This is a genomic window from Kineosporiaceae bacterium, assembly GCA_016713225.1.
GTDB lineage: Bacteria > Actinomycetota > Actinomycetes > Actinomycetales > Kineosporiaceae > JADJPO01.
Map to the genome: position 1 here is coordinate 633,294 of JADJPO010000003.1, position 15,416 is coordinate 648,709.

10 protein-coding genes and 1 tRNA gene are annotated in these 15,416 nt (G+C 68.9%); 10 read left to right on the forward strand and 1 reads right to left on the reverse strand.

The features are described 5' to 3' along the window. Positions 1–2 precede the first annotated feature (2 nt). The 6 genes from trpB to pyk all read left to right on the forward strand — a co-directional run bounded on the left by trpB (position 3) and on the right by pyk (position 10,540). Positions 3–1,196, forward strand: a complete 1,194-nt coding sequence (gene trpB / locus IPK24_13955) for a tryptophan synthase subunit beta (GenBank protein ID MBK8076629.1) — start codon at positions 3–5, stop codon at positions 1,194–1,196. Then, positions 1,193–2,008: a tryptophan synthase subunit alpha gene (locus tag IPK24_13960; GenBank protein MBK8076630.1), complete on the forward strand. Its 816-nt coding sequence runs from the start codon at positions 1,193–1,195 to the stop codon at positions 2,006–2,008. The genes trpB and IPK24_13960 overlap by 4 nt, the downstream gene beginning before the upstream one ends. Positions 2,009–2,015: 7 nt before the next feature. After that, positions 2,016–2,879: a prolipoprotein diacylglyceryl transferase gene (locus IPK24_13965; protein MBK8076631.1), complete on the forward strand. Its 864-nt coding sequence runs from the start codon at positions 2,016–2,018 to the stop codon at positions 2,877–2,879. 102 nt (positions 2,880–2,981) lie between these two features. Then, a complete protein-coding gene (gltB, locus tag IPK24_13970; GenBank protein ID MBK8076632.1) occupies positions 2,982–7,541 on the forward strand; it encodes a glutamate synthase large subunit in 4,560 nt (1,519 codons plus the stop codon). Next, positions 7,534–9,012, forward strand: a complete 1,479-nt coding sequence (locus tag IPK24_13975) for a glutamate synthase subunit beta (GenBank protein ID MBK8076633.1) — start codon at positions 7,534–7,536, stop codon at positions 9,010–9,012. The genes gltB and IPK24_13975 overlap by 8 nt, the downstream gene beginning before the upstream one ends. Before the next feature lie 82 nt (positions 9,013–9,094). Further along, a complete protein-coding gene (gene pyk / locus IPK24_13980) occupies positions 9,095–10,540 on the forward strand; it encodes a pyruvate kinase (GenBank protein MBK8076634.1) in 1,446 nt (481 codons plus the stop codon). 13 nt (positions 10,541–10,553) lie between these two features. On the opposite strand, the gene IPK24_13985 is transcribed toward pyk, so the two are convergent. After that, positions 10,554–10,635: transfer RNA gene (locus tag IPK24_13985), tRNA-Leu, on the reverse strand. A gap of 65 nt (positions 10,636–10,700) precedes the next feature. Here IPK24_13985 and IPK24_13990 point away from each other — a divergent pair. The 4 genes from IPK24_13990 (at position 10,701) to IPK24_14005 (ending at position 15,415) form a co-directional block, all read left to right on the forward strand. Beyond that, the gene (locus IPK24_13990) at positions 10,701–11,396 is read left to right on the forward strand and encodes a response regulator (GenBank protein MBK8076635.1); all 696 of its coding nucleotides are present in this window, start codon (positions 10,701–10,703) and stop codon (positions 11,394–11,396) included. Positions 11,397–11,485: 89 nt separating this feature from the next. After that, the gene (locus IPK24_13995; protein ID MBK8076636.1) at positions 11,486–12,742 is read left to right on the forward strand and encodes a branched-chain amino acid ABC transporter substrate-binding protein; all 1,257 of its coding nucleotides are present in this window, start codon (positions 11,486–11,488) and stop codon (positions 12,740–12,742) included. A 242-nt stretch (positions 12,743–12,984) separates the two neighbouring features. Continuing rightward, a complete protein-coding gene (locus IPK24_14000; GenBank protein MBK8076637.1) occupies positions 12,985–14,250 on the forward strand; it encodes a branched-chain amino acid ABC transporter substrate-binding protein in 1,266 nt (421 codons plus the stop codon). Positions 14,251–14,431: 181 nt separating this feature from the next. Beyond that, positions 14,432–15,415: a branched-chain amino acid ABC transporter permease gene (locus IPK24_14005; GenBank protein MBK8076638.1), complete on the forward strand. Its 984-nt coding sequence runs from the start codon at positions 14,432–14,434 to the stop codon at positions 15,413–15,415. The last annotated feature ends 1 nt before the right edge of the window (position 15,416 follow it).

A 15,416-nucleotide genomic window follows, 5' to 3' on the forward strand; every position in this document is an offset into this window, starting at 1 on the left:
GCATGCTCTCGGAGCAGACGGGCCCCTACTACGGCCGGTTCGGCGGGCGGTTCGTGCCCGAGGCCCTGATCGCGGCGCTCGACGAGCTCGAGGTCGCCTACGCGAAGGCGTCCGCGGATCCGGCCTTCGCCGCCGAGCTCGACCGGCTGCACCGCACCTACACCGGCCGGCCGAGCATCCTGACCGAGGTGCCCCGGTTCGCGGCACATGCCGGTGGTGCCCGGGTGCTGCTCAAGCGCGAAGACCTGAACCACACCGGGTCCCACAAGATCAACAACGTGCTGGGTCAGGCCTTGCTGACCCAACGCATGGGCAAGACCCGGGTGATCGCCGAGACCGGCGCCGGTCAGCACGGGGTGGCCACCGCGACCGCCGCGGCCCTGCTCGACCTGGAGTGCGTGGTCTACATGGGCGAGGAGGACACCCGGCGCCAGGCCCTGAACGTCGCCCGGATGAACCTGCTCGGCGCCACGGTCGTACCGGTCACCGCGGGCTCGCGCACCCTCAAGGACGCCATGAACGAGGCGATGCGCGACTGGGTGACCAACGTCGAGCAGACCCACTACCTGATCGGCACGGTGGCGGGTCCACACCCGTTCCCGAGCATGGTGCGCGACTTCCACAAGGTGATCGGTGACGAGGCCCGGGCCCAGGTGCTCGACCTGATCGGCCGGTTGCCCGATGTCGTGACGGCTTGCGTCGGCGGCGGATCGAACGCCATCGGCATCTTCCACGCCTTCCTCGACGACCCCGGCGTCCGGCTGGTGGGCCTCGAGGCCGGTGGGGACGGCGTCGCGACCGGTCGGCACGCGGCGTCCATCACCGGCGGCACCGCCGGGGTGCTGCACGGCAGCCGCACCTTCATCCTGCAGGACGACGACGGTCAGACCATCGAGAGCCACTCGATCTCGGCCGGGCTCGACTACCCCGGGGTCGGCCCGGAGCATGCCTGGCTGGCCGAGACCGGCCGCGCCACCTACCTGCCGGTGACCGACGCCGAGGCGATGGCGGCGTTCCAGCTGCTCTGTCGCACGGAGGGGATCATCCCGGCGATCGAGAGTGCTCACGCGCTGGCCGGGGCGATCACCGCCGGGCGTGAGCTCGGCCCGGACGGCGTGGTGCTGGTCAACCTGTCCGGCCGCGGCGACAAGGACGTCGAGACCGCCGCCCGCTACTTCGGACTGGTGACGCCGTGAGCGCGGCCGTCGCGCGGTCCAGCGCCGCCGCCATCGACGCGGCGAAGGCCACCGGGCGAGCCGCCCTGATCGCCTACCTACCGATCGGGTTCCCCGACGTGCCGACCTCGATCGCGGCGGCGCGTGCCGCCGTCGAGGGGGGCGCCGACGTCCTGGAACTCGGCATGCCGTACTCGGATCCGCTGATGGACGGCCCGGTGATCCAGCACGCGGTGGACGCCGCGCTGCGCGGGGGCACCCGAACCGCCGACGTGCTGCGCGCGGTCGAGGAGCTGTCGGCCGGGGGAGCCACCGCCCTGGTGATGACCTACTGGAACCTCGTCGACCGCTACGGCGTCGACGCCTTCGCCAAGGACCTGGCGGCGGCCGGGGGCGCCGGGTTGATCACCCCCGACCTGATCCCGGACGAGGGCGCGGACTGGATCGCCGCCAGCGATGCCCACGGTCTGGAGCGGGTGTTCCTGGTGGCCCCGTCGTCCACCCCGGCTCGGCTCGCCTCGACGGCGGCGGCCTGCCGCGGCTGGGTCTACGCGGCGTCCCTGATGGGGGTCACCGGCGTCAAGTCGGTCTCGTCCGGTGCCCGCGGCCTGGTGGAGCGCACCCGCACGGCGGGAGCCGAGCGGGTGTGTGTCGGGCTGGGGGTCTCCACCCCCGCCCAGGCCGGCGAGGTGGCCGAGTACGCCGACGGCGTGATCGTGGGGTCGGCGTTCGTGAGGGCACTGGCCGAGGCGCCGTCCCCGGCCGTCGGGATCGAGGCCGTGCGCGACCTGGCGCGAGCCTTGTCGGCCGCCTGTGCCGGTAGCCCCGTGTGAGCCCGGTGTGAGACTGTTCTCGATCCCCAGCCCCGAGCAAGGGGTGTGGTACCTCGGCGTCTTCCCGATCCGGGCGTACGCGTTCTGCATCCTGCTGGGCATCGTCGCGGCCATCTGGCTGGGGGAGCGGCGCTGGCAGGCCCGTGGTGGGCAGCCCGGCCTGATCATGGACCTCGCGGTGTGGATGGTGCCGTTCGGGGTGATCGGCGGGCGGATCTATCACGTGATCACCAGCTGGTCGGCCTATTTCGGCCCGGATGGCGACCCGGCCAAGGCGCTGCGCATCTGGGAGGGCGGCCTCGGTATCTGGGGCGCGGTCGTGCTCGGCGGGGTGGGCGGGTGGATCGGCGCCCGGCGCCACAAGGTGCCGTTGCCGATGGTGGGGGACGCGATCGCTCCGGGGATCGTGCTGGCGCAGGGGATCGGGCGACTGGGCAACTGGTTCAACAACGAGCTCTACGGCTCGTCGACCACGCTGCCGTGGGGGTTGCAGATCCACGAGTGGGACCAGGCGGCCGGGCAGGCGCTGCTCGATGCGCAGGGCCACGCCAGGCTGCTACCGGGTCTGTATCACCCCGCGTTCCTCTACGAGCTGCTCTGGAACGTCGGGGTATGCCTGGTGCTGCTCTGGATGGACCGCAGGTGGCAGATCGGCCACGGCCGGTTGTTCGCCTGGTACGTCGCGCTCTACACCGCCGGACGATTCTGGATCGAGATGCTCCGCACCGATCCTGCGACCCACGTGCTGGGCCTGCGCCTGAACGTCTGGACCTCGATCGTGGTGTTCGTCGGCGCTGTGACCTACATCGTCATCTCCGCACGTCAGCGACCGGGCCGAGAGAGCATGGTCGAGCGGGCCTCCACCAGTTAGAGTGACAGAACCCGCGGGCCATCGGCGTCCCCAGTTTCCCCTGTGCGCTTTTTGCGCACGTTCGAGCTGCGCTCAGCGCACCTGGACGACGAGGTGATGTGCATGCCCACGTCTGCGCCCCTGTTCACCACCCGGCCTGCCCCCGTGGGCCTCTACGACGGTGAGCACGAGCACGATGCCTGCGGCGTGGCGTTCGTGGCCACGATGCGCGGCGAGGGCGGTCACGACATCGTCGAGCACGCCCTGACGGCGCTGCGCAACCTCGACCACCGGGGCGCGGTCGGCGCCGAGGTCGACACCGGCGACGGCGCAGGCATCCTCACCCAGATCCCGGACGCGTTCCTGCGCGAGGTGGTCGACTTCCCGCTGCCCGACCCGGGCGGCTACGCGGTCGGCCTCGCCTTCCTGCCGGACGACGACCAGCGCTGCAGTGACGCCGTCGCGGCCATCGAACGGATCGCCGCCGAGGAGGGCCTCGCGGTGCTGGGGTGGCGCGACGTCCCGATCACCCAGGGTCTGGTCGGCGACACCGCCCGGGCGTGCCAGCCCCGGTTCAAGCACTTGTTCGTCACCTCGGCTCGCGGCCGCGTGGTCGGCATGGCCCTCGAGCGCATGGCCTTCTGCCTGCGCAAGCGGGTCGAGCACGAGGTCGAGGTGTACTTCCCCTCGCTGTCCGCCCGCACGCTGATCTACAAGGGCATGTTGACCACCGGTCAGCTCGAGCCGTTCTTCCCGGACCTGTCGGATCGTCGGTTCGCCACCGAGCTGGCCATCGTGCACTCGCGGTTCTCGACCAACACCTTCCCGTCGTGGCCGCTGTCCCACCCGTTCCGCTTGATGGCGCACAACGGTGAGATCAACACGGTCAAGGGCAACCGCAACTGGATGCACGCCCGCGAGAGCATGCTCGCCAGCGACGTCATCCCCGGGGACCTGAAGCGCCTCTACCCGATCTGTACCGACGGGGCGAGCGACTCGGCGAGCTTCGACGAGGTGCTCGAGCTGCTGCACCTGGGTGGGCGCAGCCTGCCGCACTCGGTGCTCATGATGATCCCGGAGGCGTGGGAGAAGCACGAGGAGATGGACCCGGCCCGTCGGGCCTTCTACGAGTTCCACTCGATGTTCATGGAGGCCTGGGACGGCCCCGCCTGTGTCGCGTTCACCGACGGCACCGTGATCGGTGCCGTGCTCGACCGCAACGGCCTGCGGCCGGCCCGCTACTGGGTCACCGAGGACGGCCTGGTGGTGCTGGCCAGCGAGGTCGGCGTGCTGGACGTCGACCCGGCCCGCGTCGTCCGCAAGGGCCGGCTGCAGCCGGGCCGGATGTTCCTGGTCGACACCGACCACGGTCGGATCGTGGACGACGAGGAGATCAAGAGCGAGCTCGCCGGGCAGTACCCGTACGACGAGTGGCTGCACGCCGGGCGGATCTTCCTGCACGACCTGCCCGAGCGTGAGCACGTGGTGCACACCCCCGCCTCGGTCACCCGTCGCCAGGAGGCGTTCGGGTACACCGAGGAGGAACTGCGCATCCTGCTGACCCCGATGGCCCGCACCGGACTCGAGCCGATCGGATCAATGGGTACCGATACCCCGATCGCGGTGCTCTCTCAGCGCCCGCGGTTGCTGTTCGACTACTTCAGCCAGCTGTTCGCGCAGGTCACCAACCCGCCGTTGGACGCTATCCGTGAAGAACTGGTCACCGCGCTGAGCACCTCGATCGGCCCGGAGCGCAACCCGCTCGCGGCGACACCCGCGCACTGCCGCCAGCTGGTGCTCGACTTCCCGGTGATCGACAACGATGAGTTGGCCAAGATCGTCCACATCAACCAGGACGGCGACCTGCCCGGCTATGCCACGGCCACCATCAAGGGGCTCTACCCCGTGGCCCGGGGTGGCGAGGGCCTGCGCCAGCGACTCGAGGAGATCTACACCGAGGTCTCGGCGGCGATCGCGGGCGGCGCCCGCTTCGTCGTCCTGTCCGACCGGGACGCCACCGCCGACCTGGCCCCGATCCCGTCGCTGTTGCTGACCAGCGCGGTGCACCACCACACGATCAACGAGAAGACCCGCACCCGCATCGGATTGATCGTCGAGGCCGGCGACGTGCGCGAGGTGCACCACGTGGCGCTGATGATCGGTTTCGGCGCCGCCGCCGTGAACCCCTACCTGGCGATGGAGACGGTGGAGAACCTGGTCCGGTCCGGCGTGATCACCGGGATCGCGCCCGAGAAGGCCGTCAAGAACCTGATCAAGGCTCTGGGCAAGGGCGTGCTCAAGGTGATGAGCAAGATGGGCATCTCGACGGTGTCCTCCTACGCCGGCGCCCAGGTCTTCGAGGCGATCGGTCTGGGCCGCGAGCTGGTCGAGACGTACTTCCCGGGCACCACCTCGCGACTGGGCGGCATCGACCTGGACGTGTTGGCCGAGGAGGTCGCTCGCCGTCACGCTCGGGCCTACCCCCGCGACGGCATCCGGGCACCGCACCGCCGGCTCGAGACCGGGGGCGAGTACCAGTGGCGCCGCGAGGGCGAGCCGCACCTGTTCGATCCCGACACCGTCTTCCGGTTACAGCACGCCACGCGCGAGCGCCGCTTCGACGTCTTTCAGCAGTACACCGCGCGGGTCGACGAGCAGTCGCAGCGGCTGATGACCCTGCGCGGGCTGTTCCGACTGCGGGAGGGCGCCTTGCCGCCGGTGCCCCTGGACGAGGTCGAGTCGGTCGCCTCGATCGTCAGGCGGTTCTCGACCGGCGCGATGTCGTACGGCTCCATCTCGCGTGAGGCCCACGAGACCTTGGCGATCGCGATGAACGCCCTGGGGGCGAAGTCGAACACCGGTGAGGGTGGCGAGGACGTCGACCGGCTGCTCGACCCGCAGCGGCGTAGCTCGATCAAGCAGGTGGCCTCGGGCCGCTTCGGTGTCACGAGCATGTACCTGACCCACGCCGACGACCTGCAGATCAAGATGGCCCAGGGCGCCAAACCCGGTGAAGGTGGGCAGCTTCCGGCTCACAAGGTGTACCCGTGGGTGGCCCGCACCCGGCATTCCACGGCCGGGGTGGGCCTGATCTCGCCGCCGCCGCACCACGACATCTACTCCATCGAGGATCTGGCCCAACTGATCCACGACCTGAAGAACGCCAACCCCTCGGCCCGGGTCCACGTCAAGCTCGTGGCCGAGGTCGGTGTGGGCACCGTCGCCGCCGGTGTGAGCAAGGCCCACGCGGACGTCGTCCTGATCTCGGGGCACGACGGTGGTACCGGGGCCAGCCCGCTCACCTCGCTCAAGCACGCCGGTGGTCCGTGGGAGCTCGGCCTGGCCGAGACCCAACAGACGTTGGTGCTCAACGGGTTGCGTGACCGGATCGTGGTGCAGACCGACGGTCAGCTCAAGACCGGCCGTGACGTCGTCATCGCGGCGCTGTTGGGCGCCGAGGAATACGGCTTCGCCACCGCCCCGCTGGTGGTCTCGGGCTGCGTGATGATGCGGGTGTGTCATCTCGACACCTGCCCGGTCGGCGTGGCAACCCAGAACCCCGAGTTGCGCAAGCGTTTCACCGGCAAGCCCGAGTTCGTCGTCACGTTCTTCGAGTACATCGCCGAGGAAGTGCGCGCCTACCTGGCTGCGCTCGGTCTGCGCAGCCTGGACGAGGCAATCGGGCGCAGCGACCTGCTCGACACCGCCGAGGCGGTGGGTCACTGGAAGGCGGCCGGACTCGACCTCACCCCGATCCTGGCGCAGGTGGAGCCGCCGGAGGCCTTCGCGCAGATGGCCCGGCGCTGCGTGAGCGAGCAGGACCACGGCCTGGCCAAGGCGCTGGACCACAGCTTGATCGCGCTGGCCACCGATGCCCTGGAGAACGCCCAGCCGGTGGCCTTCGAGGTGCCGGTGCGCAACGTCAACCGCACCGTGGGCACCATGCTCGGGCACGAGGTGACCCTGCGGTACGGCGTCGACGGCCTACCGGACGACACCATCGACATCACCATGACGGGCTCGGCCGGCCAGTCCTTCGGCGCCTTCCTGCCCCGAGGAATCACGCTGCGTCTGTTCGGCGACGCGAACGACTACCTGGCCAAGGGCCTGTCGGGCGGGCGCATCGTGGTGCGGCCCGACCGGGCGGCACCCTTCCCGGCCGAGCAGAACATCATCGCCGGCAACGTGATCGCCTACGGCGCCACCGGCGGCGAGCTGTTCGTGCGGGGTCAGGTGGGGGAGCGATTCTGCGTGCGCAACTCCGGCGCCACCGCGGTGGTCGAGGGGGTGGGTGACCACGGCTGCGAGTACATGACCGGCGGGGTGGCGCTGATCCTGGGCCGCACCGGCCGCAACTTCGCCGCCGGCATGTCCGGCGGGGTGGCGTTCGTGCTCGATCTGCGCACGCAACGGGTGAACTCCGAGCTGGTGTCGGTGCGCCCGCTGACCGACGAGGAGGCCGAGCAGGTTCACGTGTTGCTCGAGCGGCACCACCACGAGACCGGGTCGGCGGTGGCCAAGCGGCTGCTCGCCGAGTGGCCCGCCGGACGAGAGCGCTTCTCGACGGTCATGCCACGGGACTATGCGCGGGTGCTCGAGGTGCGCCGCGTGGCCGAACTCGAGGGACTGGACCTGGACGGCGACATCGTCTGGAAGCGGATCATGGAGGCGTCGCATGGCTGACCCCAAGGGCTTTCTCGACTCCCGCGAGCGGGAGCTGCCGGCGCGTCGTCCGGTGCCGGTGCGCCTGCTCGACTGGAACGAGGTCTACGAGCCCGGCGAGCCGGCGGTGCTGAAGCGGCAGGCCGGGCGGTGCATGGACTGTGGGATCCCGTTCTGTCACAACGGATGTCCGCTGGGGAACCTGATCCCGGAGTGGAACGACCTGACTTGGCGTGGCGACCTGCAGGCCGCCGTCGAGCGGTTGCACGCGACCAACAACTTCCCCGAGTTCACCGGCCGGCTCTGCCCGGCTCCGTGTGAGACCGCCTGCGTACTGGGCATCAACCAGCCCGCGGTGACCATCAAGCAGGTCGAGGTCTCGATCATCGATGCCGCCTTCGAGGCCGGTTGGGTCGTCCCGAAGCCCCCGGAGCGGTTGTCCGGCAAGACGGTTGCCGTGGTGGGCTCGGGTCCGGCGGGACTGGCGGCGGCTCAGCAGCTGACCCGCGCCGGTCACACGGTGGCCGTGTACGAACGCGCCGACAAGATCGGCGGCCTGCTGCGGTACGGCATCCCCGAGTTCAAGATGGAGAAGCGCCACCTCGACCGGCGGCTGGCCCAGATGGAGGCCGAGGGCACCCGGTTGCGGCCCGGGGTCGACGTCGGTCGGGACGTCTCGGCCAAGGCACTGCGCGATCGCTACGACGCGGTGGTGCTGGCGATCGGTGCCACCGATTGGCGTGACCTACCCGTGCCGGGCCGCGAACTGGACGGCGTGGTGCAGGCGATGCAGTACCTGCCGCCGGCGAACCGCGCCGCGTTGGGCGAGGAGCCGCTGGAGGGCCAGCCGGTGATCAGTGCCGAGGGCCTGGACGTCGTGGTCATCGGTGGCGGTGACACCGGGGCCGACTGCCTGGGCACCGCGTTGCGTCAGGGGGCGCGCTCGGTGACCCAGCTCGAGATCCTGCCGCGCCCGCCGGAGGATCGCCCCGAGAGCCAGCCGTGGCCGACCTACCCGATGACCTACCGGGTCAGCAGTGCGCACGAAGAGGGTGGCGACCGGGTCTATGCCGTGCAGACCCAGGCGTTCCTCGGCGACGAGGACGGCCGGGTGCGGGCGTTGCAGTTGGTGGAGGTGGAGTTCTCCGGGGGGGCGTTCAACCCGGTGCCGGGCACCGAGCGTGAGCTCCCCGCCCAGTTGGTGACCCTGGCCATGGGCTTCCTGGGGCCGCAGCGTGACGGTCTGGTCGATCAACTGGTGCAGCAGGCCGACCTGGCACTGGATGGGCGGGGGAACATCGTGCGGGACGAGAGCTATGCCTCCTCGGTGTCCGGCGTCTTCGTGGCCGGGGACGCGGGCCGGGGCCAGTCGCTGATCGTCTGGGCGATCGCCGAGGGACGCGCGTGTGCGGCCGCGGTCGACCGGTGGCTCACGGGGAGTACCGTGCTGCCTGCGCCCATCTCGCCATCGGCGCGCCAGCTCACCATCTGACTGTCGCTTCGACCGTCGCTCAGACCGTCCACCGTGACCGGCCGTCGGCCGTCGTCCACTGCATCGAGGGATCACATCGGCCATGCGTCGAGCCAAGATCGTCTGCACTCTGGGTCCGGCCGTCGCAGGGCGGGTCGAGGATCTCGTCCGCGCCGGGATGGACGTTGCCCGACTCAACTTCAGCCACGGCTCCTACGACGAGCATCGGCTGTGCTACGAGGAGGTCCGGGCCGCCAGCGACGCCGTCCACAAGGCCGTCGGCGTGCTGGTGGACCTGCAGGGTCCGAAGATCCGGCTGGGGGAGTTCCCCGACGGTCCGGTGACGCTCGGCGAGGGCGACCGGTTCGTCATCACCGTCGAGGACATCCCCGGCACCGCCGAGCGGGCCTCGACCACCTACAAGGGTTTGCCCGGTGACTGTCGCCCCGGCCACCTGATCCTGGTGGACGACGGCAAGGTGGCGTTGAGTGTCACCACGGTGACCGAGACCGAGGTGATCACCCGGGTCGAGGTGGGCGGAGCGGTCAGCAACCACAAGGGCCTCAACCTGCCCGGGGTCGCCGTGAGCGTGCCCGCGCTGTCGGAGAAGGACGCCGACGACCTGCGCTTCGGGCTGCGGCTCGGGGTCGACATGGTGGCGCTGTCGTTCGTGCGGTCGGCAGCCGACGCCGCCGATGTGCACAAGATCATGGACGAGGTCGGCTACCGGGTGCCGGTGATCGCCAAGATCGAGAAGCCGCAGGCCGTGGACAACCTCGAGGAGATCGTCCAGGCCTTCGACGGCATCATGGTCGCCCGCGGCGACCTCGGGGTCGAACTGCCGCTGGAGCAGGTGCCGATGGTGCAGAAGCGCGCCGTGTCGCTCGCCCGGCGGGCCGCCAAGCCGGTCATCGTCGCCACCCAGGTACTGGATTCGATGATCACCCTGCCCCGCCCGACCCGGGCCGAGGCGTCGGACTGCGCCAACGCCGTCCTGGACGGCGCAGACGCCATCATGCTCAGCGGCGAGACCAGCGTGGGCCGCTACCCGCTGGAGGCCGTGCGCACCATGGCCCGGATCATCGAGACCACCGAGGACCAGGGCCTGGACCAGATCCCGGCCCTGGGAACGCGGCCGACCACCAAGGGTGGTGCCATCACGTTCGCGGCGGCAGCGGTCGGTGAGTTGCTCGACGTCCGGCACCTGGTGGCCTTCACCACGTCGGGCGACTCCGCTCGGCGGATGGCCCGGCTGCGCTCGCCGATCCCCCTGACCGTGTTCACCCCCGACCCGGCCGTGCGTTCCCAGCTGACCCTGACCTGGGGTGTGGAGACCTTCCTGACGGCCGTGGTGGAGAACACCGACGAGATGGTCGCCCAGGTCGACGAGTTGTTGCTCGAGACCGGACGGTGTCAGGTGGGCGACCTGGTCGTCATCGTGGCCGGTTCACCGCCCGGGATCCCCGGTTCGCTGAACGCGATGCGATTGCACCGCATGGGCGATGCGGTGCGGGGGATGTCCCCGGCCTACCGCCAGGAGTACCGCTGAGTGAGCGTGAGAGTGCCGGGTGCGGGACTCGAACCCGCACACCTTTCGGCGGCGCATTTTGAGTGCGCTGTGTCTGCCAATTCCACCAACCCGGCAACGAACTCGTTCACGCAGACTCTAGCGACTCCCGAGCCCGTCTCCGACTCATTAGGCTGATGCCGTGGTAGCCGATGCGATCGACCCGACCGACCCGACCTCCCCTGCCGCCGAGGCGGCGGCGCCGCTGGCCACGACACCGGCCGCGCGCCGGGTCGTGGTCGCCGAGGACGAGGCCCTGATCCGTCTCGACATCGTCGAGATGCTGGCCGAGGCCGGTTTCGAGGTGGTGGGCCAGGCCGGGGACGGCGAGGAGGCCGTGCGCCTCGCCGAGGAGCTGCGTCCCGACGTCGTGGTGATGGACGTCAAGATGCCCGTGCTGGACGGCATCTCGGCGGCAGAACGGATCGTGGGGGCACGGGTGGCCCCGGTGGTCATGTTGACCGCCTTCTCGCAGCGTGAGCTCGTCGAGCGGGCGCGGGACGCCGGCGCGATGGCCTACGTGGTCAAGCCGTTCAATGCCACCGATCTGATCCCGGCGCTGGAGATCGCCTTGAGCCGCCATCAGGAGATCACCGCGCTCGAGTCCGAGGTCGCCGACCTCACCGAGCGATTCGAGACCCGCAAGCTCATCGATCGGGCAAAAGGTCTGTTGCAGACCAAGTTCGCCATGAGCGAACCCGAGTCCTTCCGGTGGATCCAGAAGACCTCAATGGACAAGCGCCTCACCATGCGTGAGGTCGCGAGTGCGATTCTCGCCTCGACGACCCCGGCGGAGGGATCGGCCGCGGTCCGCCAGGCGCGACCTGACGGCGGATAGTCCGCGCTCGTCCTCGGCGGAAACATCGAGGTGATACCTTCCGCCGATCCGGGCGACCACTGACCCGGCGAGTGTGAAGGTAGGCATCAATGGTCAATCCGAGGCCCGCGGTTGCGGTGGTGCTGATGGCGGCACTGGCCCTGACCGCCTGCGGCGGGGGTTCCGAGAGCAGCAGTGGCGACGGCGGCAAGAAGCTGATCATCGCCACGGACCTGCCGTTGCAGGGTGCGTCCAAGGACGCCTCCGACTCGACCAACAACGCGATCAAGCTCTATCTGGAGCAGATCGGCAACAAGGCCGGCAAGTACACCGTCGAGCTCAAGAGCTACGACGACTCGACGGCGGCCAAGGGTGCCTGGGACGACGCGACGTGCGCCAAGAACGCGGCCGACCACGTGGCCAACGCCGACGAGGTCGCCGTCATGGGGACGTACAACTCCGGTTGCGCCAAGATCATCGCGCCGGTGCTCAACGCGGACCCGAGCGGTCCGATGCTGATGGTGTCGCACGCCAACACCAACCCCGGTCTGACCAAGAAGTGGGACGCCGGAGAGCCGGAGAAGTACTTCCCGACCGGCAAGCGCAACTACGCCCGCGTCATCACCACCGACGACTACCAGGGTGAGGCGGCGGCTGCCTTCCTGGCGGAGAAGGGCATCAAGAGCATCTATGTGCTCAACGACAACCAGACCTACGGTCAGGGCGTGGCGACGTCCCTGGTCGAAGGTGCCGGCAAGGTGGGCATCAAGGTGCTCGGCAACGAGCCGTGGGACGCCAAGCAGACCAGCTACGCCTCGCTGTTCACCAAGATCAAGGCGATGAACCCGGGCGCCATCTACCTGGCGGGCATCTACGACAACAACGGTGGCCAGCTGGTCAAGGACAAGGTCTCGGTCATGGGCGACCAGAAGGCCGTGCCGATGATGGCACCGGACGGCTTCACCGGGTACCCGGAGCTGCAGGGTCTGGCGCAGGCCGAGGGACTCTTCCTCAGCTTCACCGGTCTGACCGTCGACCAGCTCAAGGCCGCCGGCGGCGAGGCAGCCAAGCTGCTCGACGCCTACAAGGCGAAGTACGGCAAGGAGCTCACGTCGAGTTTCGCGCTGTACGGCGTGACGGCGACCCAGGTGATCCTGGCCGGGATCGAGAAGTCGGACGGTACCCGCAAGGGTGTCACCGACGCGGTGTTCACCGGCGACGGGGTCACCATCCCCGCCGACAAGTCGCTCACCGGCAAGGAGGTCAAGATCGACACCAAGTCGGGTGACCTCACCTCGCAGGACATCTCCATCCTCACCCTCACCGGTGGCAAGGAGACCTTCCTGAAGGCCCAGCCGGTCGGCTGATCGGTCGTAACCGGGTCGCAACGGGGCATGTCCGGCGTCCTGTCGTGCTGTGGCACGGCAGGACGCCGGAACACCGGCGGGCAGACCCGGCGAATGTGCCGGTCGTCGCGCCGTGACCCCGCGAAATCGTTGTCGAGCCTTGACCTCGAGGTGACGCGCTTGCGGCCTGCGCTGCCGAAGCGGGTGGTAGTTTCCCGATCCAACGGCAGCCCAGGACCGGGCTCATGGGGAGAGGTATGCACATGAAAAAGTCCATTCGGGCCATCGCTGGTGTCGCGCTGGCATCGATGGCTCTCGCGGCCTGCGGAGGCGGCGACTCCACCGGCAGCAGCAGCGGAGGTGGTGGCAAGAAGCTGATCATCTCGAGCGACCTGCCGCTGCAGGGCGCTTCGAAGGACGCCTCCGACTCGACCAACAACGCCATCCGGCTCTATCTCGAGCAGGTGGGCAACAAGGCCGGCAAGTACGACGTCGAGTTCAAGACGTACGACGACTCGACGGCGGCCAAGGGTGCCTGGGACGACGCGACGTGCGCCAAGAACGCGGCCGACCACGTGGCCAACGCCGACGAGGTCGCGGTCATGGGGACGTACAACTCCGGCTGCGCCAAGATCGAGGTGCCGGTGCTCAACGCGGACCCGAACGGTCCGATGCTGATGGTGTCGCACGCCAACACCAACCCCGGTCTGACCAAGAAGTGGGACGCCGGAGAGCCGGAGAAGTACTTCCCGGCCGGCAAGCGCAACTACGCCCGCGTCATCACCACCGACGACTACCAGGGTTCTGCGGCTGCTCAGTTCGCCAAGCAGAAGCTGAGCACCACGAAGGTCTACATCCTCAACGACAACCAGACGTACGGTCAGGGTGTCGGCAAGGCCTTCGAGGACGAGGCCAAGAAGCAGGGCATCACCGTGCTCGGCAATGAGCCGTGGGACGCCAAGCAGACCAGCTACGCCTCGCTGTTCACCAAGATCAAGGCGGCGGCGCCCGACCTGATCTACTTGGCCGGCATCTACGACAACAACGGTGGCCAGCTGGTCAAGGACAAGGTCTCGGTCCTCGGCGACAACACCGCCGTCAAGATGATGGCGCCCGACGGCTTCACCGGCTACCCGGAGCTGCAGAAGCTGGCCCAGGGTGAGGGTCTCTACCTGACCTTCGGTGGTCTGCCCACCGACCAGCTGTTGGCCAACGGTGGTGCGGCGAAGAAGCTGCTCGACGACTACAAGGCCAAGTACGGTGCCGAGCCGGCCACCAGCTACGCGCTGTACGGCGTGGCGGCGGTGCAGGTCATCCTGGCCGCGATCGAGAAGTCCGACGGCACCCGCAAGGGCGTCAACGACGCGGTCTTCAGCGGCGAGGGCATCACGATTCCCGCCGACAAGGCCGCCATCGGCAAGGAGATCAAGATCGACCCGGCCACGGGTGACACCTCGGCCAAGGACATCTCCGTGCTGCAGCTCAAGGCAGGCAAGGAAGCGTTCGTCCAGGCACAGCCGGTCTCCTGATCGGTGATCGATGGGGCTGGGCGGGGAGCGAATGCTCCCCGCCCAGCCCTGTTAGTGAGTACTGTTCCGCCAGCCAGAATGTCGGCTGCGTCCATCGAGCGAAGGGCCACAGCGCATGAGTCAAGCGACGGCCACGGCCTCGGCTACCTCTACGCGCACGTCAGCAGAGACCCGGGCACTCATGATCCGGGTCCTGTCGTACGTGTTGCTGGCGGGGGCCGGGGTGTGGGTCCTGTACAAGGGCTTCACCGAACCAGCTGATTTCCTGACCGTCGTGTTCCGGGGGTTGAAGTTCGGCGCGCTCTACGCGCTGGTCGCCCTGGGGTACACGATGGTGTACGGCATCATCGAGCTGATCAACTTCTCGCATGGTGACCTGTTCATGCTCACCACGGTCATGAGTGGTCTGATCATGGTCTCGTGGTTCTCGAAGGTCGATCCCAGTGTGACGGCCTTCCTGCTCATGATCGGCGCCATGTTGGTGGCCATGGCCGCGGCGGCGGGCGTGAACACCCTTGCCGAACGCGTGGCCTATCGCCGGTTGCGACGTGCTCCCAAGCTCGCCCCGCTGATCACCGCCGTCGGTCTGAGCTTCATCTACCAGTCCGTCGGCATCCAGATGAACGGGTCGGGCCAGCGCAACTGGAAGACCATCCTGGGTGACCGCGGATTCAGCCTGGGCGGGGCCAAGGTCGAGTGGTCCGGGATCGTCGTGCTGGCGATCACCATCCCCCTGCTGCTGGCGATGACCTTCCTGGTCAACAAGACCCGGCAGGGCAAGGCCATGCGGGCCACCGCGCAGGACCAGGACGCCGCCCGGCTGATGGGCGTGGACGTCGACCGGACCATCGCCTTCACCTTCGCCCTCGGCGGCGCGCTGGCCGGTGCTGCCGGCATGCTCTGGCTCGAGTCGATCGGTACCACGCGGTACGACCTGGGCTTCCAGCTCGGGTTGATCGCGTTCACCGCGGCGGTGCTCGGCGGCATCGGCAATCTCAACGGCGCCGTCCTCGGCGGTTTCGTCATCGGCTTCATCCAGCAACTGAACGAGGCCTTCCTGTTGGGCAACGCCTGGTCACAGACCGTCGTGTTCGCGATTCTGATCATGGTGATGGTGTTCAAGCCCGAAGGCATCCTCGGTAAGCCGACCACGGAGAAGGTGTGAT

Coding starts and splice junctions, on each gene's coding strand:
- IPK24_13975 (MBK8076633.1), top strand. CDS start 7,534: ATGGCTGACCCCAAGGGCTTTCTCGACTCCCGCGAGCGGGAGCTGCCG.
- IPK24_14005 (MBK8076638.1), top strand. CDS start 14,432: ATGATCCGGGTCCTGTCGTACGTGTTGCTGGCGGGGGCCGGGGTGTGG.
- IPK24_14000 (MBK8076637.1), top strand. CDS start 12,985: ATGAAAAAGTCCATTCGGGCCATCGCTGGTGTCGCGCTGGCATCGATG.
- IPK24_13995 (MBK8076636.1), top strand. CDS start 11,486: ATGGTCAATCCGAGGCCCGCGGTTGCGGTGGTGCTGATGGCGGCACTG.
- pyk (MBK8076634.1), top strand. CDS start 9,095: ATGCGTCGAGCCAAGATCGTCTGCACTCTGGGTCCGGCCGTCGCAGGG.
- trpB (MBK8076629.1), top strand. CDS start 3: ATGCTCTCGGAGCAGACGGGCCCCTACTACGGCCGGTTCGGCGGGCGG.
- gltB (MBK8076632.1), top strand. CDS start 2,982: ATGCCCACGTCTGCGCCCCTGTTCACCACCCGGCCTGCCCCCGTGGGC.